Here is a 25,132-nt window from a genome sequence, read left to right on the forward strand (position 1 = left end):
GTTCTTGAATGACTGCGGTTTTTTTATTTCCTCTCTGCCTGCTTTAAACCCTGACAGCAGGTGGCGCTAGAGTGCAGCTCACTCCTTGCAAAGGTGCAGCCATCATGTCCAGCTGCTCCCATGTGTGTTTGCATAGCAGGCAGGGTTGCAGATTCACCAGATACTGCGCAGCTTCTTCTACCGAGCAGTGCCCCAGAGGCTGGATGAACTGTTGAATGAAAAAAATGCGGTTGATGCCTTCAATCTGCGGCAGCAAGGACCTGAGCAGCTCGATCGGGATGTCCCGCGCTAGATACCAGTGATGATCATGTACAATCAGCGCATTGAAATGTGAGCCCCAGGCGAGGCCTTTTACAATGTTTTGCGGCGAAACGGCCAGTATGCTGCAGACCATTTCCGGCTCATGGATCAAGGCATTGAGTTGCACCAATGTGCGCGCTATCTGGCTGTGCTGTAGTTCAATCAGATTGGGTTTCACGGCAGGGCTTAGTGATGAAATCAGACCTTTGAATTCTTATTGAAAGCAATGGTAAAGCAAGTAATAAACTGTGGATTAATTGACAAACGATGAATGAAAGAAAAGTAACCCGGGTGGCTGCAGGTATTTTGCAGCAAGCAGACGGACAGTTTTTGCTTGCCAGCCGACCCGCTGGCAAGCCGTATGCCGGTTATTGGGAGTTTCCCGGCGGCAAGCTGGAGCAGGGTGAAACCCCCTTGGCCGCGCTGCAGCGTGAGCTATTTGAAGAATTGGGCATCGAGGTACTGCAAGCCAGGCCTTGGTTATGCCAGCGCTTTGACTATCCGCATGCACTGGTTGAGTTGTATTTTTATCGCGTTACCGCATGGTCTGGGGAGATTGTCTCGCATGAGGGGCAGGAGTTTGCCTGGCAAAGTGCAGGCCAACTGAATGTATCGCCGATTTTGCCGGCCAATGGCCCTATTTTGCGCGGATTAAGCCTGAACGACACGTTAATCTTCTCGCCTGCTGGCCTGATTGATGATGCAGAGCTGATTCGCAAAATGGCGGCTTACTGGCAAGCTGGCCCAGCCTGGTTGGTGCTGCGCGAACCTCAACGCACTATGGATGACTATGCCCAGCTGTGTCAGCAACTGGCGCAGTTGCCACGCCCGCATGGTGGCAAATTGGTCGGTCATGGTGATCTTAGCCATTTGTGCACTTTGGCGCTCGATGGTGTCCACCTGACTTCACGCCAGTTAATGGCACTGAATGGGCGCCCAGATGGTTTTGATTGGGTCGGTGCGTCTACTCATCACCTTGAAGAGCTGCGATATGCCAATGCCTTGGGACTAGATTACACCGTTCTAGGGCACGTGGCGGCGAGCAATAGCCATCCGGCAGAGCCACCTTTGGGTTGGGCGCAGTTTGCCCAGTTACTTGAGCAAGGATGGTCCAGCCCGTGTTATGCGATTGGTGGTCAAAGTTTGGCCACTTTGGCTCAGGCTCAGGCGTTGGGAGCGCAAGGGGTCGCCATCTTGAGTGCGGCATGGTGAGCAAAAAAAAACATCTGCTCGCCGGATTCGTGCTGTTAATTTTGCTTGGATTAGGGCTTTGGGCTGCAAACTGGCAGGGTGCAAAACCTCACTTAATACACCAAGTGGCGTGTCCAAATCTGCAGCAAGCCTGCCAGTTTGTGATTGGCAATGAAACCTATGTCATTCGCGCCAATCAAGCCATTAGTACAACCAAGCCATTTCAGGTATTGCTCAGTGCCAAGGCTGGGCGGGTACGCGGACGCTGGGAAATGCTAGGGATGGCAATGGGGCCAAATGAATATCGCTTTCAATCGGCCGATGGCCTCAACTGGCAAGCCAATATGGCATTACCGCTGTGCACCGAGGCCAGGCATGACTGGTTGCTTGTGTTAGAGATTGATCAAAGCACCGTGCAGATCAAGACCTCATCAAAAATCAACTAAGATACTGATACGGTTTAAATCTGCGGTGTTGAAACGGAATAGTCAGAATGAAAAAAATATCCTTGAGTTTGCTGCTGCTTGCACTTGCAATTAATCCGGCTTTGGCGACCAAAGTTTATCAATGGCGCGATGCCGAAGGCCGCGTTTTTTATTCTGATCAGCCGCCGCCAGTCTCCGGGGTTAAGGAGCGAAGCATTCGGCCCAATACCATCGGCAATGCCAGTCAGGTACAGGCCAAGCCCGCAGTCGCCAAAGATGAGGTTGTCCTGTGGGTGAGTGCCAGCTGTGAGCCTGCGTGTAGCCAGGCTTTGGCGATTCTGGATTTGCGCCAAGTGCAGTATGAAGTGCGCAATGTCGATCCTACCAACGAAAAAACCATGCTGGCTTTTTTTACCGCCGTCGGCACCATGCAGGCAAGGCCGCCAGTACTAATTATTGGTAAAGAAGTCCTTAAGGAATGGAATAGCCCGGTTTGGCAGGCCGCATTGAGCAAGGCTGGCTATCCTTTGCCAAGAAAATAGCAGCAATTTCCACTGGCGTTCGTGGTGTTTTGAGCGTGCAGCCAATCCCTGCATTGAGCTCTGTGGATTAGCAATATTCAGCCTGTCTTTATCTTCTGTTTATCGAGCTTGCCGCAGGCAGATTTAAGTTCTCTTGCAAGCGCAATCCTGCTGTTACAATTTGCCTCCGGATGACTGTCGAGCGACAACGATGAAAATTGCAACCTGGAATGTGAACTCCCTGAAAGTACGCTTGGATCAGGTGCTGGAGTGGATGAACAATAACCCGGATCTGACGGCTTTGTGCCTGCAGGAAACCAAAATGGACGACCCGGTTTTTCCTGCCGAGGCGATTCGTGCCGCCGGTTTTGAAGTGGCCTTTGCCGGACAGAAAACCTATAACGGTGTGGCCATTATTGCCCGCTCGGCGATTGAAGATGTGGTGATCAATATCCCCGGTTTTGAAGATCCGCAAAAACGCGTGATCTCGGCGACGATTGATGGCGTGCGGCTGATTGGCGCTTACATTCCGAATGGTCAGGATCTGGAGTCAGATAAATACCAGTACAAGCTGGCCTGGCTTGCTGCCCTGCATGGCTGGTTGGTGCAGGAGCTAGAAAGCTATCCGCAGCTGGCATTGCTGGGTGATTACAATATTGCACCCGAAGATCGTGATGTACATGACATCCGAAAATGGCAAGGTGGTGTATTAGTATCCCCGCCAGAACGCGCGGCATTTCAGGGCTTGCAGGCTTTGGGGCTGATCGATGTGTTCCGGCAATTTGAGCAACCCGAGAAATCATTCAGCTGGTGGGATTACCGCGGCTTTTCTTTCAAGAAAAATGCCGGTCTGCGGATTGATCATATCCTGATGTCACCCGCACTGGCGGTACGCTGTAGCAGCTGCCAGATCGACGTTGAACCACGCAAGCATGAGCGTCCATCGGATCATACCCCTGTGATTGCTACTTTAGATTGAGCTAGAAAATGGATAAAGCGAAATTACTTTCAGGCAGCAGCCTGTTTTGCCAACTCAGCTATCAAGAGCTGGCCGAACTGGCATTACATGCCCAATCGCGTCTGGTGCGCGCCAAGCAGGTGGTGCTGGCACAAGGCGAATTGAGTGACGAGATGTATGCCGTCATTCATGGGCGGCTGAAGGTAATGCGCAGCAATTCGGAAGGGCGCGAGCTTACTCTGGCTATCCTGGAGGCCGGGGAAGTCTTTGGCGAGCTGGCCATGCTCGACGGCGGCCCCAGAACGGCGACCATTGAAGCGCTGGAAGATTGTGAATTGCTGGTGCTGCAACGCGCCATGGTCGATCAGTACCTGAATGCGCACCCGCTGGTGATGCGCTCAATGATTCAAACGCTGTGCGAGCGTTTACGCAGCGCCGATGAGCTGGTACAAGACACGCTGTTTTTGCCTTTACCGCAGCGTCTGGCCAAAGTGCTGCGGCAGTTGGCACAAAACCATGGTGATGAAACCGCTGAAGGCATTCGTATTGACCTGAAGTTGACCCAGCAGGAGTTGGCCAACTTTGTCGGGGCGACGCGGGAAAGTGTCAATAAGCAGCTCAGCGCATGGGAATCTCAGCAGTGGTTGAGCATGCGCGGGGGGTATATCCTGATAAGTCACTTGAATAGCTTGCCATAAGCCAATACCCGCTGTGGTATCTGGAGTTGTTGATTTGGGCAAACATTGATCATTATTGATTGCAAACTACAACGCACCTTTTCTCTTATCTGCAAACCCGGCATCCAGTGCCGGGTTTTTTTGCATCTGGATCGGTGCTCGATTGCAATGATTTGCCGATATTTTGCCGTTTGTCTGGAAAAATGATTGATTTTTACGCTGAATTATTCAATGTGTTGTAGTGCTGCAATTGATTGGCATTTGTATTTTCATCGAGTTGACTACATAAAAGTAAATCATGCCTAATGACGTTAGTAAGTTAATGTACTAACCCAATTCAGGAATATAAGGAAATTATAATGTTTCGTAAGAGTATGCTTGCTTCGTGCTTGGCATTGAGCTGCCTGTTGGCGGTCCCTGCGATGACTTTTGCATTTAATCCCAGCTCCAATTTGCCGGTGAATGTAGATGACAAAGGCATTGCTTTGCGCGGCTATGATCCGATTTCTTACTTTTCCGGCAAACCGGCACAAGGCGACTCGGATTACAAATTCAGTTACGAGGGCGGCACGTATTACTTTGTTTCTAAAGCCAATTTGGAAAAATTCAAATCTAATCCAGCTCAGTATGCCCCGCGTTTTGGTGGTTTCTGCGCCCAAGCGGTAGCCAAGGAAAAGAAAGTTGATAGCGACCCGCTGTCGTACAAAATCGTTGATGGTTATCTGTTTCTGACGGCGAAAAGCGCTTACAAAGATTGGACTGTGAATGTGGATGGCTACGTCAAACAAGCCTACGTTCGCTGGCCAGACATTAAGAATGTGCCACCAAAAGGGCTATAATTGTCGCGGCTGTGACTAGGTTTTGTGCTTGCTGAATAAAAACTGGGTGATTTCAGTGTAGAAATCACCCAGTTTTTTTGTGAACTACATCACGCTGTATGCTTTGAGGGATTAGCGACGCCCGCCACCCCGGTTGGGCCAGTGCGCAAAACGCCAATCCTGATACGATTTGGCATCGACAAAGCCGGGGGTGTCTTCGGGGAAATTGGCGTTCTTGAGCGGCTTTAAGCCCGATTTGCTGGCAACACCAACAAACCCTCCACCGGGCGCGCCGATATATTGCCAGTCATCCCCCGTAATCGGGTCTTTGTAGGCCTTGCGCAAATAGCGTTTGGGAAAAGCGACTCGCGGGTCTTGTACCAAGTCTTGCAAGGTTTTGGGGTAGGCCGTTTGCGGGTTGTCGCCAATATTGTTTTCGTTGTAGCGTTTGACTGCCATTTTGATTTCAGCACCCATGCGCAGCAGCTCTTCTTCCTTGGCGCGCTGGATGCGGTTCTGCCACGCTTCGCCGACTTGGCCCAGATAAATACTCATCACCAGCACCATCATCAAGGCCCACATATAGGCAAAGCCTTGTTGCGTGCGCTTGAGTCGGCTGCGGCTTGCCGGTTGATTACCAGGTGTTGTAAAGCGTGCCATCTTTGGCCGTTGCATCAGAGCCGCTGCGGATATCATAAACGCCAGGCGAGCCTTCGGCATTGATAATGACCCAGCTGTCACGGCGGTTGGTGATTGGATCAAGCGGCACTTCACGCAGGTATTTGCGCTCTACCATTTCCTCCAGGCTATTTGGATAGCGGCCAGTATCGGCAAAAAATTTGTCGATCCCTTCACGAACGGCAACCAGATTGTGTTTAAGCACAGTTTCCTGTGCCCGATCAGTTTGCTGGAAATAGCGAGGAACCACCAAAGTGAGCAGGCTGGCCATAATTGCCAGCACCACCAGCAGTTCAATCAGGGTGAAACCAAATCGACGGGACTTACCAATCACGGTAGCTAACACCATTTAATCCAATATTGCGGGATAAAGAATAGACATCATACACGTCACGACCTTCGGCAGGGGCTTCAGGCGGGCTGGCATAGCTGCGTAAGCCCCAAGTTTGCGCATTGCTCTTGCTGGGGCAATCGCAAAATGGGTCACGCGGCATGCGGCGCAGGAAGTAAATCTTGCGTCCTCCCGGATCTTTCAGATCTTTGCTACCCTCGACCAGAATATCCAGCGTTGGCGGATAGCCTGAATCTTCCAGCGATTTACTGATTTTGCCTGCATCACTGGCCAGCTTGTATTGATCAATGGCGCTGCGGATTTGCCAGAGGGAGCGGCGCAGCTCTTCTTCCCGGTTCCGGGTCGAGGCGACTTGCGACAGTGGTAAAGCCACTGTCGCAAGTACAGCCAAAATGGTCAGTGTGACCATCAGTTCAATCAGGGTAAAGCCGCGTTGCAATTTCACCGCTTAGCGTCCTCGCGATCCACGCGTAAAAGGCTGTGTAGGCTGACTGCTATTGCCATCGGTTGGAGCCTGGGGCTGGGGAGCTACAGGCTGAACTTCAGGTGCCGGAGCAGGGGCGGGTGGGATATAGGTACCACCTTGTCCACCCTGATTATTAATATTAAACGTTGACGATGGGCGCAGGCGCAGTGGATCGGTACTGATCATGCCTTCTGTACCGCTGTCAAAGCTGGTGATATGCGATGATGGCAGTGGCAGCGTACGGACAACGCGTGGCGTGATCAGCATAATAATCTCGGATTTGTTGTTTTCGGTTTTCTTAGTGCCAAAAATACGATCCAAGACTGGCAAGCTACTCAGGAAAGGCAGCCCTTGACCGGTGTCAGTTTCGTTGCGTGAGAGCAAGCCTGCCAGTACCTGAGTTTCGCCGTCGCGTGCGGTCATATTGGTTTCTGCGCGGCGAGTACCGATCTGGTAAGCAATCAGACCGCTTTTGCTCGTAATTGATTTAACAATATTCGAGACTTCCAGATTGACCTTGACGCTGATTTCATTATCTACTGTCAGAATCGGTTCAACATTGAGCGTTAAGCCGACATCTTGGTAGTTTACACTTTCACTACTCACGCCATTCGATGTGGTTGTCGTCACAACTGGCACTCGGTCACCAATCAGGAATTTGGCTTTGTCACGATTTTTTACCCGAATTTTTGGATTGGCCAAGACGTTGGTATTGCCTTTCGATTGCAATAGGTTGGCTGTGACCGTTGGGGAGCCTAGGTTGACCAGAATATCGCTTTTATTGATATTGCTGATTTGATCCAGCGTGATTTGTCCGGCCACTTTAGTGGGCGTTGTTGTTGTTTTGCTGCCGTCAGTGTTGGTCACTGTAACTGGCGTGCTTCCGATGGTATTGCCATAGACAGTACCACTGACACTGCCTGGATAGAGTATACCTAGGTCGAGTACATCATTATTGCTGACCTCGAGGATTTCCACTTCCATCAGCACTTCAGATTGCGGCAAATCCTGTGCGGCAATCAGACGCTCGGCCACGGCAATGGCATCCGGCGTGTCGCGCATCACCAGCATCGACAATCGCTCGTCAATGTAAACGTCACGGGTTTTGACCATCTGTTTGATCATGGCCAGAACCTGTTTCGGGTCGGCATTCGATAAATAGAATGTCCGCATCACCATGTCTTTGTAATCACGATCTTTATCCGGGCGACGTGGATAAATTAGAATGGTGTTGTCGTTGAGGATTTTTTTGTCGAGCTGATTGGTTGCCAGAATCAGATTGATGACGTCTTCCACTGTGGTATCACGGGCGTAAATCGTCGTTTTCAGATTTGGCGGAATATCCTTGTCAAAAATGAAGTTGACTTTGCCAATTCTGGAGATGATGTCAAAGACACTCATCATACTCTGATCGCGAAACTGCAAAGAAATCGGGCTCTTTAGCGCTTGAGCTAGTGCTGGCCGCAGGCTGACTTCGCGTGATTTACGATTTTCAATTTCATTTTTAATCGTTTGTGCTTGCACATTGCGCGGATTATCCAGCAAAACCTGGCTGACAATTCCGAGGACTTCATCAGGCTTGCTATCCTTGTTTTCGCGGGCGTAACGCAGAATGGAATCGTGACGTATCCCGATTTCAATATAACGAATCCCTTCCTGTGCGCGGATATTGCTGCTGTCCCACTGTAAAACCTGCTGGTAGCTGCTCATGGCCAACGCAGTATTGCCTTGTTGACGAGCCTGATCGCCTTGCGCCAGCAAGTTCAGAACGAACTTATAAACGTTGTTTTGATAAGCCCCGCGCAGCTTCAGATCATTGGGCGAGCTGGCAAGCTGCGCTTTCAATGTTTTAAGTGCAGCTTCGGGGTTGCCCGCATCGAGCTGATTTTCTGCTTCATAGCGTGCCATGTCTGCTGCACAGCCGCCCAGAAAGGCCAGAGAAATAATTGAGGTCATTAACGCACGTTTCACGGCGTTCCTCCTGTCGGCAGCGATTGCTGCTGATTAAGTGGTAAATAGGTAATCGTTAGAACATCACGGCTTAGTTTATCCAGCCGATAGACCCCCATGAAGGAGTCTCCTGGCTGGATGCGGCCCAGAGTGTCGCAACGCGAACAAAAAACCAGAGATTGGCCTTGACCTTCCAGCACATAGTAATCACTGACTTTATCGTGCCAGGTCGATGTGATTTGTAATGGAAATGGCGGCGCCACGGGTACTGGCGTCGGGGTCGGTTTTGGAACCGCAGTCGGTTTTGGCGGCGGCGGGGCCCAGTTTTGTTTTGGAAATAAGTCGGAAAGGCTCATCGCCTCGCTGGCACTGCTTGCAATGCTGCTGGCTGCGCTTGCTTCCGATGCGATGGTACTTTGCTTGATCGCACTGGCGATACTGCGCGGCACAGGTCTGGCGGTCGATTCCAGCTCGGCCTCATGCTGCGAATCGCTCCAGAATGTGTAAGCCGTTAAAGCCAGCGTGCCCCCCAGCACAAACTGCATAGGACGGGATAACATCAACGTACCTCCGTCAGATAGGAGAGCTGGATTTGGATGGACAATTGTTCGTCACCAATCGACTGACGTTGCATATTGATTGCTTCGATTCGCACACCCGGGATCTGTTCCATGGCTGCAGTAAAACGGCGGAATTGAATATACCGTGCGGTTGCCGGAAACTGCAGGCTAAAGCGTTTGAGTTTGCCATCGGCTTCAACTTGAGATTTGTAATCGACCTGATTGATGTCAACCTGATTTTTCTGGGCAACTTCATTGAGTCGACGCAAAAAGAAAGTGAAGGTATCGGCCTGATTGAGTTTGGGTAACTCTGCTGCGACGCTACTGGCTTCAATGGGCGTACGCAAAGAGCGGAATTTTCGCTCCAGCTCGACTTCACGCTCGACCAGATCTTGCTCGAACGGCTTCAGATCCTGTGTATAGAGCAACAAAGCAAAACCGAGTAAACCCAGACCAGCCAGACCCAGCACCCCAGCGTACTTGGGAATTAGCCGCAAGTAATAGAGCATTTGCGATTTTTTCATCGTACTGCTCCTGTAGATATGCTGGTGATGGCCGAGGCTTTGGTTTCGCTGGGGCGGTCATCGCGCCAAAAAATTTCAATCGATGCGACAGCTGGTTTGAACGGATCGCCAACCTTGCTGGAATTGCGCGCTAAAGAGACTTGTTTGACTGCTGGGTGCTGATTGAGTCGATCCACAAAGAGCAGAACATCATTCAGTGTTTTGGCTTCCAGTTCCAGCTTGATATCGCGCTCCAGATTGGCCACTTCCAATCTGGTCAGTGCTATTTCTGGTAACCAGACTTCTTCCAGTACGGCAATGCCAGCTTCAGGGCTGAATGTTTGCGACAGCACAATTTTGCCCACTTTTTCCGATACAGGTGAGGCTTGTTGCGCAGCAAGGCGCTTGCTTTCCAGCTGCTTGATTCGCAAGGCGACTTCATCTTCGCGAATCTCGATTTGTGCCTTGTTTTCTTTGGCGACATCCAGTTGAGTCATCACCCACAGCACCGCAACAATGCCAAGCACAGTGAGGAGCAAACCAAGCCAAGGAACGACGCTGGGATTGCGATTAAAATCAAGTTGCAAGGTTTTCATGCGTGAACCTCGCCAGCTATAAACTGCGGATGCGCCGCGCCTAGCCATTCAAAATCAAAGTCTGCAGCCTTGATACTCGATAGCGCCAGATCGGACGAAGTCAGATAAATATGTTCCGGCAAAAATTGACCCGATAACACAGCCGCTTCGCGCACAATGGCTGACAATGAGCCTGCCATTTCGGCATTGTCGATCTGGATTGGCAGTGCAATAACGCCTTGCCAGGCATTTTCACGGTAAAAACCAACAATCGCATGTGATGTTTCCACCACCATCAACGCGTGTTCGCGATCTTTCATCGCGCGTCGATGCTGATTGGATGCGGTGGTAAACAGCGGTTCAACTTCGGCTAGTTTCAGCTTGCTGGCGCGGCAGAGCTCGACGATAGTTTGATACAGCCCTTCTTCAATCGCTGCGGCAACGCGTGGTTTGCCATAGGCACCCGCTGAGACACGAACCCGCCAGTTCTCAGCGCTGACGCCATACTGCTGAGCCAGAATAATGCGGGCATAATTTTCCCAGTCCGCATCTTTATTGAGCGAGTCCTGCCATGGCAGGCACGCGTAACGCACCCAGGGTGAACCAAAAATCAGCTTGATCTGGTCCAGCCCCAGCTTGCCGCGCGGCGTATTGCTCAGCAAATCCTGCAATCGTGATACCAGCACATCCGGTGATGGATCAATTGTGCCACGGCGGCGGCTGAGTACCTCCCCTGACAGGGACAGGCTGCTAAGCCGGACGCGTTGCTTGCCAAAGCAGGCGTGATGTTTAATCAACAAAGGTGACACGGTTGATTTCCTGCAAGGTGGTTTCTCCACGAGAAACCGCGTTCACCGCGATTTGTCGCATCGAGACAAAGCCTTTTGCCAAGGCGATTTTTTTCAGTTCAACGGCGGGTGCATGATTGGCAATGGCCTGCTTCATGTCATCGTCCAGACGCAAGACCTCGGCAATGGCTTTGCGGCCCAGATAGCCAGTATTGCGGCACGCGGGGCAGCCTGCGCCTTTACGGAATTTCCAGCCCTTGACCTGTTCTGTGCTTAAGCCCGAACTGATCAGTAAACTCTCTTCGGGTTGATCATCGCCCACGCAGTGCGGGCAGACTTTACGGATCAGTCGTTGGGCAACAACGCCAATCAAGGCATCGACAAAGCTGTTTGGCTCAACGCCCATATGAATAAAACGATCAATCACCGAGAAGGCATTATTCGCATGCACCGAAGTGAGTACCAAGTGACCGGTCAATGCCGCTTGCACCGCAATATTGGCGGTTTCTCCGTCACGAATCTCGCCGACCAGGATTTTGTCCGGATCGTGCCGCAAAATCGAGCGCAAACCACGGGCAAAAGTCAGGCCCTTTTTATCGTTGACCGGAATCTGCAAGACGCCAGGTAGCTGATACTCGACTGGGTCTTCAATGGTGATGATTTTTTCTTCACCATTATTAATTTCGGATAGTGTGGCATACAGCGTCGTTGATTTACCCGAGCCAGTCGGGCCGGTAACTAGCAGTAGGCCATAGGGCTCGTGCGATAGGCCGCGGATGGCGGCCATGGTTTGCTCTTCGTGGCCCAGCGTTTCCAGGCGCAATTGCTTGAACGTATCGCCGCCGCCTTGTTTGTCCAGAATCCGCAATACGGCATCTTCGCCGTGGATGGACGGCATGATAGAGACACGAAAGTCGATATCGCGATTATTGATCAGTGCTTTAAAGCGCCCATCTTGAGGAATACGGTGTTCAGAAATATCCAGCTCAGCCAGTACTTTCAGTCGCGAAATAATCTGTTCGGCCTTATCGGCACCATTGGTGCCGCCCGCATGCAGCAGTACTCCATCAATCCGGTATTTAATGGTCATACCCGATGGCGTGGTTTCCATGTGAATGTCGGACGCTTTGGCCTTCAGTGCGTCATACAGCGTCGAGTTAACCAGTTTGACGACCGGATTCGCGTCTTGTGAGAGCGTCGAGAGCGAAATCTCGGTAACGCCATCATTGCTGATTTCTGCGTTTTCTCCGCCGCCGAGTTGCTCCATCGCCCGGTGCGAGGTTTCGTATTCGTTGAAGTAAGTTTGCAGTACTTCGTAATGCGCGAACGCCGAGCGGAAGGCGACAGTAATTCGCTGCTGCGCCCAGTTGCGCACCACTGGGCTGAATGGGTCCGACATGACCAGCACGGTGCCATGCTGTGAGCTTTCGGCTAGAAAGCAGTGGTGTGCGGCAGCATCGCCGAATGACAGCAAATCATAACGCGGTTTGAGTTGATATAACTCCTCCCGGGTAATGGCTGGAATGCCAAGGTAGCTGCTGACTTCAGAGCAATACCCCTCATCGGTTAAGCCAAGTGACTGCTGAACCAGCATCGGCAGCGGCTGATTGCCGCCTGTCGTGCGCAGATGCTGGATAAGATCAAGCGTGAGTTCGCTCATTGCATATTCCCGGCCAACTCAAAAATCGGCATATAAAGCAAAAATACGATGCCACCAATCAAAATACCGATAATCAACATCAGAATCGGCTCGAACAGGCGGGTGAACATTTCAATGGCCCGATCCAGCTCCTCATCGCAAAACTGCGCGGCGCGCTCCATCATGGTGGCCAATTCGCCACTTTGCTCGCCTACGCGCAGCAAGCGCTCGGCTACTGGCGTGGTCAGCCCGTATTTGGGCAAGGTCGCTGAGACCTGCTGGCCGGATTTGATATCAACCAGTGCTTGCGAGAGGGCCAGCCGCATCTGGGCGGGTAGCAGCTGTGCCGCCAGTTCCAGTGCAGCAACAATCGACAGACCACCTGACAGTAGCAAGCCAAGGGTTCGGTAAAACCGGGTTAACGAAAACAGTCGGCGATAGCTATCGAGCTTGGGTAGCTTCCAGAAGATTTCGCGCAACATTGTTTGCGCGGCATCGGTTTTAAACAGTAAATAGCTGCCGACCAGCGTAGCGATGATGCTAGCAAAAATCACTTGCCCGTGTTGGTGAACCAGATCACCCCACCACAACATCACTTGGGCGGCAAAGGGCAGATTGCGCATCGAGGCGTAAATCTGGCTGAATTTTGGAATCACGTAAAACAGCAGGAACAGCATAATGCTGCCACCAATGCCGATCACCACCAAAGGATATACCAGCGAGGCAACGATCTTTTTCTTTACCGCAGCCAGCCGCGTTTCATAGTGGTGATAGCGTTTAAGCGCATCGGCCAGATGGCCGGTTTTTTCTGCTGAACCCACGGTGGCGATATACAGCGGTGGAAACAGATTGGGCATTTGCGCCAGTACTTTGGACAAAGGCAGGCCCTGATACAGACCTTCAATCATGCGGGTGAGCACGGTGCGGTTCTGATCATGGCCGCTTTTCTCTTTTAGCGTTTCCATGGCCTCGACCAGCGTCAAACCAGCCTCGAGCAGGGCAATCAGCTCCTGAGTGAAGAGAGAAACCTGGAATTCATTTTTACCGAATGAAAATCCCAGCTGACGCTCCGCCTGAAAGCTGACAAGCTGCAGGCCTTTGCTGGCTAGCTGGCTGCGTAACTCGTCCGGGTTGGCAGCGTCCAGCTCCAGTTCCTGCAGCACGCCTGCCGCGAGGGCTTTAACCTTGTAGTGCATATCGCGCTAACCGTTATTGCCAGTAGCTAACATCAGCGTCTTCACCTGTGCCGCCTGCTTTGCCATCCAGACCGTAGGTCAGCAAATCATAGTCGCGGCCATTCTCACCAGGAATACGGTATTCGTACGGTTTGTCCCAAGGATCATTTGGCACGTCTTTCATCAGATAAGGGCCATTCCATTTGCTCTCGTCAGCGGGCTTTTTAACCAGCGCATTGAGGCCTTGTTCGGTGCTTGGATAGCGGCCGGTATCAAGACGGTAATGGTCGAGGGCATCGGCAATCGATTTCATCTGGCTGGCGGCAGTTTTGGTTTTGGCCTTGCCAACCTCACCAAACAATTTCGGGCCAACATAGCCGGCCAGCAAAGCGATAATCAACAGCACGACCAGCAGCTCCAGCAGGGTGAAGCCAGATTGAGCCAAACGCGGAAAACGAAGCTTTTTCATAATGAATCTCGTGTGGGTATCTTTATTGTCGAGATGTAATTTGTTGCCATCCTCAAGCTGACATCCTAACTGCCAAGCAGTCTGAAAATCAAGGCTTTTTCGTCGGTTGTGCAACTGAAAAACCCAGTATTTATGCGGCTTTGCCCGTTTACTTGGCCTTGGTGGTGGGCTTGGGATGTACAATATGCTGATGCAAAGATCCTGTCAGGATTTAAATAAAAAAACCCCAACCGAAGTTGGGGTTTTCAAGGTGGTTTGTAACTTGATTAATTACTTGTTGATGTGAGTCATTGCTTCAACCAGCTCGCCGTTGGCCGTGTCGCCATCTGCTTCCCAGCTGAAGATACCGCCCATGCCCATTGATTTGGCGTAGTCAGCTTTCAGTTTGATGTCACGTGGTGTGTCATAAGACCAGAAAGTTGAACCGTCAAACTTGTAGGTTTGCTGAGTCACTGGGTGGATGTACTCAGTGCCTGGTGCAGTTTTCAGTACTTTGTAGTCTTCAATGCCTGACTCGTAAGTGCCTTTCGCTGCGCCGGTGGCTTTTTGGTACAGACCGTTGTTGACATTAGTCACGCCAGTCCAGCCGCGGCCGTAGAATGGAACGCCGATGTGCAATTTAACAGCTGGTACGCCGCGTGCGATCAAATCTTTCACAGCAGCGTCAGTGTAGTACTTGCTCACTTTGCCGGTTTTCGGATCTACAGTGCGTGGGCTTGCAGGATCTTGGTACAGGTTAGACTGGAAGTCTGTTGGACCTGCAGCATCCCAGCCGCCGTTGTAGTCGTAAGACATGATGTTGATCCAGTCGAGGTATTTGCTGTATTCGCCTGGTACGGTTGCAGCAATTTTCTCGTCGCCAGCACCGATTGCAACGGTCAGCAAGTAGCGTTTGCCAGTTTGCGCAGTGATTGCATCCAGTTGTGCACGGAATTCTTTCATCAGCAAGGTGTTGTTTTCTTTGTCAGCAGCTGAAACAGTGTTGGTGCCGATGCCTTGAACGCCTGGGTATTCCCAGTCGATATCGATACCGTCAAATACGCCAGCGCCAGTGCCTGCGCCACCTGCGTTCGATGCAGCATCAAACGGCAAGTTGCCTTTGATCCACACGTCGATACAAGAAGCTACCAGAGTCTTACGTAGTGCATCAGTTGATGCAGCAGCAGAGAACCACTTAGACCAAGTCCAGCCACCCAGAGAAATCAACACTTTCATGTTCGGGTTTTTGGCTTTGAGTTTTTTCAGCTGGTTCCAGTTACCTTTCAGGCTGCCTGTGCCGTCGGCGCCCCAAGCATCAGCTACGCCGTCAACAGACTCGTTGGCAGCAAAACCTTTCTGATACAGAGCCCAAGCGTCGCCGCCGTCTTGGTTACCTGTTTCAGCTTTGTTGATGTTGGCTTGACACTTGTAAGTGCCGTCTGCTTGTTTGTAAACGTTACCGAATGAGTAGTTCAGGAAGGTTAGTTTGGCTGCTTGGCCGCTGTCCTGTACGTTTTTCAGGAAGAATTTACGGCCGTAGATTGACCATTCAGCAAAGTAAGTACCAACTTGTTTTGCGCCAGTGCTTGGTGGCACGGTTGGCGTTACTGCTGGTGTTGGCGTTGGGCCAACTGGTGTTGCTGTTGGTGTTGGTGTAGCAGTTACAACTGGTGTTGCCGTTGGTGTTGGCGTAGCAGTTACAACTGGTGTAGCCGTTGGTTTTGGTGTTGCAGTTACCACTGGCGTTGCGGTTGGGGCAACAGTAGCGGTTGGTGTTGGTGTTGCAACGACTGGGCCGCAAGCGCCTAGATCTTTCCAAGGTTTGCCTGAGCCAGTGTTCAGATCTGGCTGATCACCACTAGTCCACCATTGTGCTTGGTAAGTGCGGCCGTTGTAGCTAACTTTCTGGCTGCCAGTGTATGCAGTTGAGCTGTTCCATACTGCGTCAACACAAGTGCCAGTAGCTGGCGTTGCGGTTGCAGTTGGTTTTGGTGTTGCAGTTGGGGCGCTAGTTGCAGTGGTAGCTGGTGTAGCAGTTGGTGCCGTTGTCGCTGTTGGAACTGGTGTTGCGCTTACAGGACCTTGTGCTTCCCAAGGGCCCCATTGTTCTGCGCCGGGTACATTGCCTTGTGTCCACCATTTAGCTTTGTAGTCGGTACCTTGGTAGGTCACGATTTCGCCGCCAGTGTAAACGGTGGTGCTGTTCCAAGCGGTAGCAGCGAAAGAAGCTGATGAAGCGAATGCAACAACAGCAGAAATTGCGGTTAAACGAAAGTTCATTGTGTTTCCTCTCATCCTTAGAATGGGCGTCGTTTTGTTTACTCACTGCAAACAAGGTGGCAAAAGCCTCTTGCGACTTACAATCGGTAGGAACACATCACTTGATCGTCGTTTTGCGCACGAGCGAGAGATTTGCCGATTGTAAACATTCGGTGCTGGCGGTTTTTTTAGATACCAGTCACCTCAACATTCAAATCTGAAAACACTTGGGTTAGGTGTCGATCTGATCGTTGTGTAGCGGTAATTTTGCAGACTACGGAAATGTTGTCAATAGTGCGGCTTCACAGACGAACCCAATAAAACCTTGGTCTTTTGTATGTTGTAAGTTTTTGTTGGGGTGTACAAAGTGTGAATAGTACCAGTTGGGGGAAGGGGTGCTGGAGTGTATTCGACTGCAGAACGGTGATTGCTTTGGAGACCTTATGATTTGCTTGGCTAATACCACTTTTCAGCTTGGCTGTTCAAATGCGCGGTGGTATTTTTTGCGGTGAAACAAAAAACAAAAGAGCGCCAGTTGGCGCTCTTTTTATTTTTTATTCAGGTAAATTTATTTACCGTTTTGTGTAACTGCTGTGGAAATTAGGCCGCAAAACGGTTAGCGACGACGTTCCAGTCAACCAGTTTCCAGAAACCTTCCAGGTAGTTCGGGCGGCTGTTGCGGTAGTCGATGTAGTAAGCGTGCTCCCAAACGTCACAGGTCAGCAGAGCGGTATCGGCTGTGGTTAGTGGTGTGCCCGCTGCGCCGGTGTTAACGATGTCAACGCTGCCGTCAGCTTTTTTTACCAACCAAGTCCAGCCCGAACCGAAGTTGCCAGCTGCAGATGCGTTAAACGCCTTCTTGAATTCGTCGAAAGAACCCCATTTGGCGTTGATGGCATCAGCCAGTGCGCCAGCAGGTGCGCGGTCTTCGCCGGCTGGGTTAGGTGCAAAACCGAACCAGAAGAAGGTGTGGTTCCAAGTTTGCGCTGCGTTATTGTACAAGCCGCCTGCTGGGGCAGTTTTTACGATTTCTTCGAGCGATTTGCTCTCGTTGTCGGTGCCCTTGATCAGGTTGTTCAGATTGGTGATGTAGGTCTGATGATGTTTGCCGTAGTGAAATGACAAAGTCTCAGCCGACATGAATGGCGCTAGGGCGTCTTGTGCGTACGGCAGTTCGGGTAGTTTATGTTCCATGAGATTTTTCTCCGGTTGGGTGGTCATCGTTTGAGATATGGCGCTGTGGCGACATTTTTCAAGAGGCGTTGTTCTGTTTGGTTTGCTCTCGTGCGCTATGGTATCGTGAAAGTATTCGTGTCGCAGCAAGCTGGGCGCAAAAAGTAGTTGGCTATTTGCTGTATGTTGGCGGATGGCCCTTCATCATGGTGAGCTATGAGTATTTTATCGTTGATTTTGGCTTTGGCCCTGGAGCAGTTGCGTCCGATCAGTAACCGCAATCCCGTCTATTTGCTGTTTGTGCGTATTGCCAATCAAATGGCGCGTAATCTGAATGCGGGCGAGTATCGCAATGGGGTATATGCCTGGCTGCTCGCTGTGATCCCGTTGTTGCTGGGTGCGGTGGGGGGGTATGTGCTGCTTGCCGAGCTGGGTTTTGTGGCGGCCATGTTGTGGAATGTGCTGGTTCTGTATCTACTAATGGGTTTTCGCCAGTTCAGCTATGCCTTTACCGGAATTTCCAAGGCCTTGCAGCGCAATGATCTGGATGGTGCGCGCCAGATGCTGGCCGATTGGACTGGCCAATCAACATCCGAGTTGAGCGAGCCGGAAATTGCCCGTTTGACGATAGAGCAAGGGGTGATTGATTCGCACCGTTATGTATTTGGCACGATTTTCTGGTTTGTCGCCTTGTCGTGGTTTGCCGGCCCTGCTGGGGCGGTGCTGTATCGTGCGGCAAGCTTGCTACAGCAAAAGTGGGGCGGTCATGGCGATGCTTTTGGCCGTTTTGCCGATACGGCAATGGATGTGCTTGATTTTATTCCGGTACGCCTGGCTGCGGTCAGCTTTGCGATTGTTGGCAACTTTGAAGATGCTGTGTATTGCTGGCGCGAACAGGCAGCCCAATGGATGGATCAGGATTACGGCATTTTGCTGGCCTCTGCTGCGGGCGCGCTGGGTGTGCGCCTTGGTGAGGCGCTGCATCAGGATCACACGGTGAAATTCCGTCCCGAGTTGGGGGTGGGCGCGCAAGCCAGTACCGATGATCTGGTGAGTGCGGTGGCGCTGGTGTGGCGGGCAGCCATTTTGTGGTTGGCGGTGATCTTGCTGTTCTCGATTGCGCAGTGGTTGTCTTAGGGGGTATGTCGCTATGGCTATTATTCGGCTTGGTGTGCAGCAATATACTGTCAATAATATTTTCTGCGTCGCGCGTAATTATTTGGCGCACGCCAAAGAAATGGATTCTGTCATCGCTGACGAGCCGATGTTCTTTATCAAGCCCAATTCCGCCGTGTTGCAAAGTGGTGAGACGATTGTCCTGCCATCGTGGTCGCGTGATGTGCACCATGAGCTGGAACTACTGGTGTTGATTGGCCGAGGCGGTAAGCAGATTGCCGAGGCTGATGCGCTTCATCATGTGGCTGGCTATGCGCTGGGGCTGGATCTGACTGCGCGTGATGTGCAGGCGCAAGCCAAAAAAGCGGGTAATCCATGGACTTTGGCCAAAGGTTTTGACGGTGCCGCCGTGATGACCCGCTTTGTGGCTGCAGAAGGCCTCGATCCGGCGAATCAGGCGTTTACGCTCACCATTAATGGTCAGTTGCGGCAGTCTGCGCACACGCAGGATATGGCTTTTTCGGTGGCGCAGCTGATTGCCTGGCTGTCGGATAAATTCACCCTGCAACCGGGTGACTTGATTTATACCGGCACGCCCGAGGGGGTTGGCCCGATTGTGGTGGGGGATGTGCTCACGTTGGATTGGCCGGGCTTTGTGCAGGAAAGTTTTGCGGTCGTCTGAATTGGTTTGATTTGTACTGAATTAAAAAAACCGCCTGTGTGGCTAATGCCGTTCACTTAAGGTCTGTTTTCATGATTTTTCGTGTCGGATAGCGTTTGGGTAGGGCTTTGACCACACGGGGGCATTCACGCCCCCGTCGTTGTTTGGGTAGTAATAATTCCCTCAGACGTTCACGAAGATGGTGCAATTGTTTCGGAATCTTGCCGGGGCTATTGGTCGCCAGCCAACTCCATTCATACTGCAAATAGCCCAGTGCCATTTGGAAGCTCAGATCGGTCGCTGCAGCGCCTACTTCTTTCGCCACCTCGACCATTTCTAATCGAACCAAATTGTAGGCGAGTAAGGCGCCCCAAACCTCTTGTCGCACCGTCGCTGGCGTGCCGCTACGTAGTGTGATTCTTCACGCGATAGTCTCGTTCGTTCGACTCGAGGCGCTCCCATTTGGTATTGCTTTTGGCGGGGATCAGCCAATGCCGCTGCTGACCATTGAGCTGGAGTGGCAGTAAGATTTCGGCACTCAGAAATCCTTTGTCGAGGACGGTGAGTGAATAATCGGGAATCAATTCAATCACTTCCTGTGCATACAACATTTCATTCTTACCATACTCGCCAAACACCACCTCGCGGACGAGGTGAGTTGCCAGAGCGGTTAAGGTAACCATCCGCAGCTGCGGGTAACTGGAGACCACCTCCGATGCATAGGCCTGTGCGCCAAAGTGCTGGCGATTCTCTGGAGTGTCACTGGTGCGCAACGTCGTCCCATCAATGGCATAACGTGCCAAGCCTCGCCAGCTTTGACCACGCTGATGGCGTGTATCCCAAGCGCGGGCGCAAAGCGAAAAAAGTTGCGCTAGGGGTTCTTCCCCTAACCGTTGCCGAGCTTGCGTCAGTGCGCTATTGGCAATGTCGGGATCGTGCTCATTGGGGAGTAGCAAATCGAGATGAACAACGACTTCTGCAATGGATTGGCGGCGAAACAAGGCCAGAGCGATGACCAGCCAGATGACTTGCTCGGCGGGCATTTTACGCTTGCGGATACTGGCAGTTCCCGTTGCTGCTGGCGCCTGTGCAATCCACTGCGGATCAATCGCAGCAGAGAGAGTGGCAAAGTCGTAGTCAAGCTCAGAGCGAACGCGTTGGGTCGGCATAAAAAGCCGTGATGGTACGTGGAATAGGGTTGCGATGAGCAGAAAAATGCCGTTCACTTGGCTTAAGTGAACGGCATTAGCCTGTGTGGCGGTTTTTTTAATGTCGTCATCATATTGTGCAAGCTCAAAGCGCCTAGGTTGTTCCGGAATGGTTTAGCATGGGCCTTGGCATTGTACTGCGAGCAGAAAACTTGCCATCGACCTATCAAGGTGGGGTATTGGCTGGAAAAGCTCGTCAGTATTAGACTTTATGGTTATACCCTAGCTGACCTTGTCTAGGCTGGCCAAATCCCAGCGTGGCTGAATCGCGAATGATCCTGCGGTCTGCTGAAATTGCAGGCGTTGAGCGCCTGCATAGGCAATCATTGCGCCGTTGTCGGTACACAGCGCCATCGGCGGATAAAACACTTCTAGTTTGCGTTTTTTTGCCGCATCGTCCAGTGCTGCGCGCAATTGGCGATTGGCACCAACCCCGCCGGCAATGACCAGCCGCTTCATCCCGGTCTGTTTGAGAGCTGCGAGCGACTTTTTGACCAATACCTCAACGATTGCTTCCTGAAAAGCCGCGCAAATATCGGCACGTGTGTCGTCGTCGAGTGGTTTTTCCTGTGTTTGTTGTGTCACTAAATTCAGTACCGCCGTTTTAAGCCCGGAAAAACTCATATCCAGCGTGCCCGAATGTAGCATCGGGCGGGGCAGGGTGAAGCGGCTTGCGTCGCCGGTATCGGCCAGTTTTGAAAGCGCCGGTCCGCCCGGGTAGCCCAAGCCCAGTAGTTTGGCTGATTTATCAAACGCTTCGCCAGCCGCATCATCGACCGTTTCGCCGAGCAATTCATAATGGCCTACGCCATGCACGGCCATCAGTTGGGTGTGTCCGCCGGAAACCAGCAGTGCGACAAAAGGAAATGGTGGTGCTGGATCGGCCAAGCAGGGTGAGAGCAAGTGCCCTTCCAGGTGGTGAACGGCAATCGTGGGTTTATTGAGCGCAAACGCCATGGCATTGGCCACGGATGCGCCCACCAGCAATGCACCGGCAAGGCCGGGGCCAGCGGTGTAGGCAATCGCATCAATATCGGCCAGCTGGCGCTGGGCGTCTTTCAGGCATGCGGTTGTTAAGGGCAGTACGCGCCGGATATGGTCGCGCGACGCCAGCTCGGGTACCACCCCGCCGTATTCGCTGTGCATGGCGATCTGGGTATGCAGTTGGTGCGCAAGTAAACCGCGCTCGGTATCGTATAATGCAACGCCTGTTTCGTCGCAAGATGATTCAATTCCCAAAACCAGCATGTGTTGCCAACCTGCAGAAGCCACAAAAACAATATGGTAGCTGGCGTGGACGCAACAATAAAGCACAAGATGGTTTTCTGGCTTTGACAAGTGTGGAGAAATTGGGGATAATGCCACACTTTACTAGTTTCTCTAGCCGTTTTTGGCTATAGCTTTTTATTACAGGACTCGATTAATGCCTTCAGTTCGCGTTAAAGAAAACGAACCGTTCGAAGTAGCAATGCGCCGCTTCAAGCGTTCTGTTGAAAAAACTGGCCTGCTCACCGAACTTCGTGCTCGCGAGTTCTACGAGAAGCCAACTGCTGAACGTAAACGTAAATTGGCTGCTGCTGTTAAGCGCCAGCACAAACGTCTGCGTAGCCAGCAATTGCCAGCAAAACTCTACTAAGCTCATCCTTAGCTAAAGTTTGCAGCAATAAGCAAAAGGTCGCCATGTGCGACCTTTTGTTGTTTATACCCTTTGTGTTTGCTACTGTTGCACCTCGTTGATGCACGCTAGATGGGAGTCAAAAATGAGTTTGAAAGCGCAAATTACCGCTGATATGAAAACAGCGATGAAAGAAAAGCAGGTCGAGCGTTTGGGGACGATTCGCTTGTTGCTGGCCGCGATGAAGCAGCGCGAAGTGGATGAGCGTATTGAATTGACCGATGCTGACGTGGCGGCAATCGTTGAGAAAATGATCAAGCAGCGCAAAGACAGTATTTCGCAATTTGAAGCCGCGCAGCGCCAGGATTTGGCGGACAAGGAAAAGAGCGAAGTTGAAGTATTGATGGGTTATATGCCGCAACAATTAAGCGCCGAAGAAATTGCAGTCTTCCTTGATGAAGCAATTGCAACGCATGGCAACACGCCAGCGAGCATGGGCAAAATCATGGGCGATCTAAAGCCCAAGCTGGCTGGCCGCGCTGATATGGCTGAGGTGAGCAAGCTGATTAAAGCGCGACTGGCTTAAGGCGTGACGGTCCACTTGGCTGGGCAGGCAGATTTGCCTGCCTATTTGCGTCTTATGCGCGAATTGAATCCGGAAGACCCAGTTTTGGATCCGGTGGCTGTCGAATCGACGTGGGCACAAATGCGTTCAGGCTCTTTGGTGTGGGTTAAAGAGCGGGATGGAGTGTTGGTGGCCACGTGCACGCTGCTTGTTGTGCCCAATTTAAGTCGAAATGCGCGGCCGTATGGACTGATCGAGAATGTGGTGACTTTGGCTGCCTTTCGTGGGCAGGGTTATGGCCGTGCAGTTTTGCAAGCCGCTTTGGCTGAGGCCTGGCAGCGCTCTTGCTACAAGGTGATGCTCTCAACGAGTGCGCGTACTGCTGGTGTGGTGGATTTTTATCGCCGATGCGGTTTTCAAGATGGTGTCAAAATTGGTTTTGTTGCGACTCCGGATTAGCTAAATGGCGCGTATTCCAGAGGATTTTATTCAGGATTTGCTCAACCGCGTAGATATTATTGACGTGGTTGAGCGCTATTTGCCGCTCAAAAAAGCGGGCCAGAATTACATGGCTTGCTGTCCGTTTCATAAAGAAAAATCCCCTTCCTTTACCGTGAGTCAAACCAAGCAGTTTTATCACTGCTTTGGCTGTGGTGCGCATGGCTCGGCCTTGAGCTTTGTGATGGAGCATCAGGCCTTGAGTTTTCCCGATGCCGTACGCCAGTTGGCCGAGTCGGTGGGTATGCAGGTGCCGGTGGAAGATAAACCGCAAACCGAAGAGCAGAAAAAAGCGCCAGGTATTTACGATGTACTCAAAATTGCGTTTGATTTTTATCGCGCCCAGTTAAAAACCGCGCCACAGGCGATTGAGTATTTCAAAAAACGCGGCGTGACGGGTAAAACCGCGGCGCGATTTGGTCTGGGATTTGCAGGTGGTGAATTTGGCAAGCCTGCCTTGAAGGCTGTGTTTGCAGATTACGACTGGAATGCAGTCTTGGTTGAGGCCGGGCTGGTGATTCAGAATGAAGAAACTCGTCAGCGCTATGATCGGTTTCGTGATCGGGTGATGTTTCCGATTATGAATCAGCGCAGCCAGATTATCGGCTTTGGCGGGCGAATTATGGGGCAGGGCGAGCCGAAATACCTGAATTCGCCCGAGACGCCGGTGTTTGTCAAAGGTCATGAATTGTATGGTCTGCCGCAGGCGCGCGCAGCGATTCGCGATCATGGCCGCGTGCTGGTCGCGGAAGGCTATATGGATGTGGTGATGCTGCATCAGCACGGCATTGAATACGCGGTGGCCTCACTGGGGACGGCGTGTACGCCGGAGCATATCCGCAAATTATTGAAGCTGGCCGATGAGGTGGTGTTCGGCTTTGATGGTGATAAGGCCGGTCGGCGTGCCGCGTGGCGGGCGCTGGAAAACAGCATGCCCGAAGTGCGTGATGGCAAGGAGTTGCGCTTTCTGTTTTTGCCCGCCGAGCATGACCCCGATTCGTATGTGCAGGAATATGGTAAGGCGCAATTCGAGCAATTGATCGCGCAGGAGGCGCTGCCCTTGTCGCAATATTTATTGAAAGAATTGTCCGCCCAGGTGGATTTGACAATGGAAGAGGGGCGGGCAAAATTATTGCGTATCACCCAGCCCTATCTTGAACAGCTCACGCTTGCCCCCATCTTGAAACTCATGCTGAGTAAACGTCTGGCAGAGTTATGTCAGCTAACCATGGAAGAGATGAGCTTATTGTTATCTGGGGTATCTTCCGCTAAATCAGGTGGGTCTTATCCTATAGAGCAATACTCCAGTGATGTACCTGCTGATTTCGCGATGGATCATACTGCTCAGCATGCTGGATTTCAGCGCCAGAGGCGATCGTTTCAGCAAAAGCCATGGCAACCCAAAGGGAGTTATTCGGGCGGGCAGGGTAAACGCTGGCGCAATGATGAGCCGCAGCGAGTGCCTTTGCCGCCGCGACCACGACAAGATCCATTGCTGCGGGTTTTGCAGCTCATCCTGTTTCGGCCGGCTTTGCTCGCGAAGTGCGAGCCGTTGGAAAATGATTGGCCGCAGCAAGGATTTGCCGGGCTGGTGCGTACAGTTCTGCAGTATGTGCGTAGTCAGCCGGAAGTTTTGCCACAAGTTTTGCTCGAGCATTGGCGCGATGAGCCACTGTACGCGCGCTTATTGCAAGTGCAGGCCGAATCTCAGAGCATGTTTGATCGTTTTGACGAGGCTGAGCTCTTGGCCGAATTGCAAGATACCTTGCAAACAGCAGCGCAAAGTCAGGATCGGAGTTCTACACTGGATCGCAAGGCGCAGCTGGAATATCGCGATGCCAATGGCGGTTTGACTGATGAGGAGCGCGAGGAATATCTGGCGCTCTTGCTGCGAAAGTGATGCAGTGATTGTTTTTGGTAGGAACGGCAAAATTTTTGCCAAACGGATCAGAGCTTCGGGACAAGAGTGCCCCGGTTCTGGTATAATTTTCGGTTTTGCTAGACACACCAAGT

29 protein-coding genes are annotated in these 25,132 nt (G+C 51.8%); 12 read left to right on the forward strand and 17 right to left on the reverse strand.

All coding sequences use genetic code 11. The annotated features are described in order from the left end of the window. Positions 1-43: 43 nt before the first annotated feature. A complete protein-coding gene (locus ABHF33_RS13065) occupies positions 44-478 on the reverse strand; it encodes a hypothetical protein (RefSeq protein WP_348944360.1) in 435 nt (144 codons plus the stop codon). A gap of 89 nt (positions 479-567) precedes the next feature. On the opposite strand from ABHF33_RS13065, the gene ABHF33_RS13070 reads away from it, so the two are divergent. From ABHF33_RS13070 to ABHF33_RS13095, 6 genes are all read left to right on the forward strand, one after another. After that, entirely contained in the window at positions 568-1,512 is a 945-nt protein-coding gene (locus ABHF33_RS13070) for a Nudix family hydrolase (protein WP_348944361.1), read from the forward strand. After that, a complete protein-coding gene (locus ABHF33_RS13075) occupies positions 1,506-1,937 on the forward strand; it encodes a hypothetical protein (protein WP_348944362.1) in 432 nt (143 codons plus the stop codon). Before ABHF33_RS13070 ends, ABHF33_RS13075 begins: the two co-directional genes overlap by 7 nt. Positions 1,938-1,984: 47 nt before the next feature. Beyond that, positions 1,985-2,458, forward strand: a complete 474-nt coding sequence (locus tag ABHF33_RS13080) for a DUF4124 domain-containing protein (protein WP_348944363.1) — start codon at positions 1,985-1,987, stop codon at positions 2,456-2,458. Positions 2,459-2,648: 190 nt separating this feature from the next. Next, positions 2,649-3,416, forward strand: coding sequence for an exodeoxyribonuclease III (gene xth / locus ABHF33_RS13085; protein ID WP_348944364.1), 768 nt, complete (start codon positions 2,649-2,651; stop codon positions 3,414-3,416). Between the two features lie 8 nt (positions 3,417-3,424). Continuing rightward, positions 3,425-4,093 carry a Crp/Fnr family transcriptional regulator gene (locus ABHF33_RS13090; RefSeq protein ID WP_348944365.1) on the forward strand — a complete coding sequence of 223 codons (669 nt, stop codon included), beginning with the start codon at positions 3,425-3,427 and terminating at the stop codon, positions 4,091-4,093. A 338-nt stretch (positions 4,094-4,431) separates the two neighbouring features. After that, entirely contained in the window at positions 4,432-4,911 is a 480-nt protein-coding gene (locus ABHF33_RS13095; protein WP_348944366.1) for a YHS domain-containing (seleno)protein, read from the forward strand. Positions 4,912-5,022: 111 nt separating this feature from the next. Here the strand turns inward: ABHF33_RS13095 and ABHF33_RS13100 are convergent, their stop codons facing one another. The 13 genes from ABHF33_RS13100 to ABHF33_RS13160 all read right to left on the reverse strand — a co-directional run bounded on the left by ABHF33_RS13100 (position 5,023) and on the right by ABHF33_RS13160 (position 17,477). Further along, positions 5,023-5,565 (reverse strand): type II secretion system protein, encoded by a 543-nt coding sequence (locus ABHF33_RS13100; RefSeq protein ID WP_348944367.1) that lies wholly within the window; start codon positions 5,563-5,565, stop codon positions 5,023-5,025. Further along, on the reverse strand, positions 5,525-5,917 hold the full coding sequence (locus ABHF33_RS13105) for a type II secretion system protein (RefSeq protein ID WP_348944368.1): 393 nt from the start codon (positions 5,915-5,917) through the stop codon (positions 5,525-5,527). The genes ABHF33_RS13100 and ABHF33_RS13105 overlap by 41 nt, the downstream gene beginning before the upstream one ends. Next, a complete protein-coding gene (locus ABHF33_RS13110) occupies positions 5,892-6,365 on the reverse strand; it encodes a type II secretion system protein (RefSeq protein ID WP_157670853.1) in 474 nt (157 codons plus the stop codon). The genes ABHF33_RS13105 and ABHF33_RS13110 overlap by 26 nt, the downstream gene beginning before the upstream one ends. A gap of 3 nt (positions 6,366-6,368) precedes the next feature. Then, a complete protein-coding gene (locus tag ABHF33_RS13115; protein WP_348944369.1) occupies positions 6,369-8,357 on the reverse strand; it encodes a secretin N-terminal domain-containing protein in 1,989 nt (662 codons plus the stop codon). Continuing rightward, on the reverse strand, positions 8,354-8,896 hold the full coding sequence (locus ABHF33_RS13120) for a hypothetical protein (RefSeq protein ID WP_348944370.1): 543 nt from the start codon (positions 8,894-8,896) through the stop codon (positions 8,354-8,356). Before ABHF33_RS13120 ends, ABHF33_RS13115 begins: the two co-directional genes overlap by 4 nt. Then, positions 8,896-9,420 (reverse strand): hypothetical protein, encoded by a 525-nt coding sequence (locus ABHF33_RS13125; RefSeq protein ID WP_348944371.1) that lies wholly within the window; start codon positions 9,418-9,420, stop codon positions 8,896-8,898. The genes ABHF33_RS13120 and ABHF33_RS13125 overlap by 1 nt, the downstream gene beginning before the upstream one ends. Then, positions 9,417-9,995 (reverse strand): hypothetical protein, encoded by a 579-nt coding sequence (locus ABHF33_RS13130; RefSeq protein ID WP_348944372.1) that lies wholly within the window; start codon positions 9,993-9,995, stop codon positions 9,417-9,419. Before ABHF33_RS13130 ends, ABHF33_RS13125 begins: the two co-directional genes overlap by 4 nt. Continuing rightward, complete coding sequence (locus ABHF33_RS13135; protein ID WP_348944373.1) at positions 9,992-10,783, reverse strand: hypothetical protein; 792 nt, start codon at positions 10,781-10,783, stop codon at positions 9,992-9,994. Before ABHF33_RS13135 ends, ABHF33_RS13130 begins: the two co-directional genes overlap by 4 nt. Next, a complete protein-coding gene (locus tag ABHF33_RS13140) occupies positions 10,764-12,422 on the reverse strand; it encodes a GspE/PulE family protein (protein WP_348944374.1) in 1,659 nt (552 codons plus the stop codon). The genes ABHF33_RS13135 and ABHF33_RS13140 overlap by 20 nt, the downstream gene beginning before the upstream one ends. Continuing rightward, positions 12,419-13,597: a type II secretion system F family protein gene (locus tag ABHF33_RS13145; protein ID WP_348944375.1), complete on the reverse strand. Its 1,179-nt coding sequence runs from the start codon at positions 13,595-13,597 to the stop codon at positions 12,419-12,421. Before ABHF33_RS13145 ends, ABHF33_RS13140 begins: the two co-directional genes overlap by 4 nt. A gap of 13 nt (positions 13,598-13,610) precedes the next feature. After that, positions 13,611-14,045: a type II secretion system major pseudopilin GspG gene (gspG, locus tag ABHF33_RS13150; protein WP_348944376.1), complete on the reverse strand. Its 435-nt coding sequence runs from the start codon at positions 14,043-14,045 to the stop codon at positions 13,611-13,613. 270 nt (positions 14,046-14,315) lie between these two features. Further along, positions 14,316-16,304 carry a glycosyl hydrolase family 18 protein gene (locus tag ABHF33_RS13155; RefSeq protein WP_348944377.1) on the reverse strand — a complete coding sequence of 663 codons (1,989 nt, stop codon included), beginning with the start codon at positions 16,302-16,304 and terminating at the stop codon, positions 14,316-14,318. A 579-nt stretch (positions 16,305-16,883) separates the two neighbouring features. Continuing rightward, on the reverse strand, positions 16,884-17,477 hold the full coding sequence (locus ABHF33_RS13160; protein WP_348944378.1) for a superoxide dismutase: 594 nt from the start codon (positions 17,475-17,477) through the stop codon (positions 16,884-16,886). 195 nt (positions 17,478-17,672) lie between these two features. Here ABHF33_RS13160 and ABHF33_RS13165 point away from each other — a divergent pair, with 195 nt between their 5' ends. Both ABHF33_RS13165 and ABHF33_RS13170 read left to right on the forward strand, forming a co-directional pair. Next, positions 17,673-18,593 (forward strand): CobD/CbiB family protein, encoded by a 921-nt coding sequence (locus ABHF33_RS13165; protein WP_348944379.1) that lies wholly within the window; start codon positions 17,673-17,675, stop codon positions 18,591-18,593. A 13-nt stretch (positions 18,594-18,606) separates the two neighbouring features. Continuing rightward, the gene (locus ABHF33_RS13170) at positions 18,607-19,254 is read left to right on the forward strand and encodes a fumarylacetoacetate hydrolase family protein (protein ID WP_348944380.1); all 648 of its coding nucleotides are present in this window, start codon (positions 18,607-18,609) and stop codon (positions 19,252-19,254) included. 52 nt (positions 19,255-19,306) lie between these two features. Here ABHF33_RS13170 and ABHF33_RS13175 read toward each other — a convergent pair whose 3' ends face one another. The 3 genes from ABHF33_RS13175 to tsaD form a co-directional block, all read right to left on the reverse strand. Next, a complete protein-coding gene (locus tag ABHF33_RS13175) occupies positions 19,307-19,558 on the reverse strand; it encodes a hypothetical protein (RefSeq protein WP_348944381.1) in 252 nt (83 codons plus the stop codon). 79 nt (positions 19,559-19,637) lie between these two features. Next, positions 19,638-20,402, reverse strand: a complete 765-nt coding sequence (locus ABHF33_RS13180; protein WP_348944382.1) for an IS4 family transposase — start codon at positions 20,400-20,402, stop codon at positions 19,638-19,640. Positions 20,403-20,663: 261 nt separating this feature from the next. Further along, on the reverse strand, positions 20,664-21,689 hold the full coding sequence (gene tsaD, locus ABHF33_RS13185; RefSeq protein WP_348944383.1) for a tRNA (adenosine(37)-N6)-threonylcarbamoyltransferase complex transferase subunit TsaD: 1,026 nt from the start codon (positions 21,687-21,689) through the stop codon (positions 20,664-20,666). 175 nt (positions 21,690-21,864) lie between these two features. On the opposite strand from tsaD, the gene rpsU reads away from it, so the two are divergent. From rpsU to dnaG, 4 genes are all read left to right on the forward strand, one after another. Further along, the gene (gene rpsU / locus ABHF33_RS13190) at positions 21,865-22,077 is read left to right on the forward strand and encodes a 30S ribosomal protein S21 (RefSeq protein WP_157670867.1); all 213 of its coding nucleotides are present in this window, start codon (positions 21,865-21,867) and stop codon (positions 22,075-22,077) included. A gap of 124 nt (positions 22,078-22,201) precedes the next feature. Further along, positions 22,202-22,642 carry a GatB/YqeY domain-containing protein gene (locus ABHF33_RS13195; protein ID WP_348944384.1) on the forward strand — a complete coding sequence of 147 codons (441 nt, stop codon included), beginning with the start codon at positions 22,202-22,204 and terminating at the stop codon, positions 22,640-22,642. A 3-nt stretch (positions 22,643-22,645) separates the two neighbouring features. Further along, positions 22,646-23,080, forward strand: coding sequence for a GNAT family N-acetyltransferase (locus ABHF33_RS13200; RefSeq protein ID WP_348944385.1), 435 nt, complete (start codon positions 22,646-22,648; stop codon positions 23,078-23,080). 4 nt (positions 23,081-23,084) lie between these two features. Continuing rightward, complete coding sequence (dnaG, locus tag ABHF33_RS13205; protein WP_348944386.1) at positions 23,085-25,019, forward strand: DNA primase; 1,935 nt, start codon at positions 23,085-23,087, stop codon at positions 25,017-25,019. The last annotated feature ends 113 nt before the right edge of the window (positions 25,020-25,132 follow it).

It is taken from the genome of Chitinibacter sp. FCG-7 (assembly GCF_040047665.1).
Classification (GTDB): Bacteria; Pseudomonadota; Gammaproteobacteria; order Burkholderiales; family Chitinibacteraceae; genus Chitinibacter; species Chitinibacter mangrovi.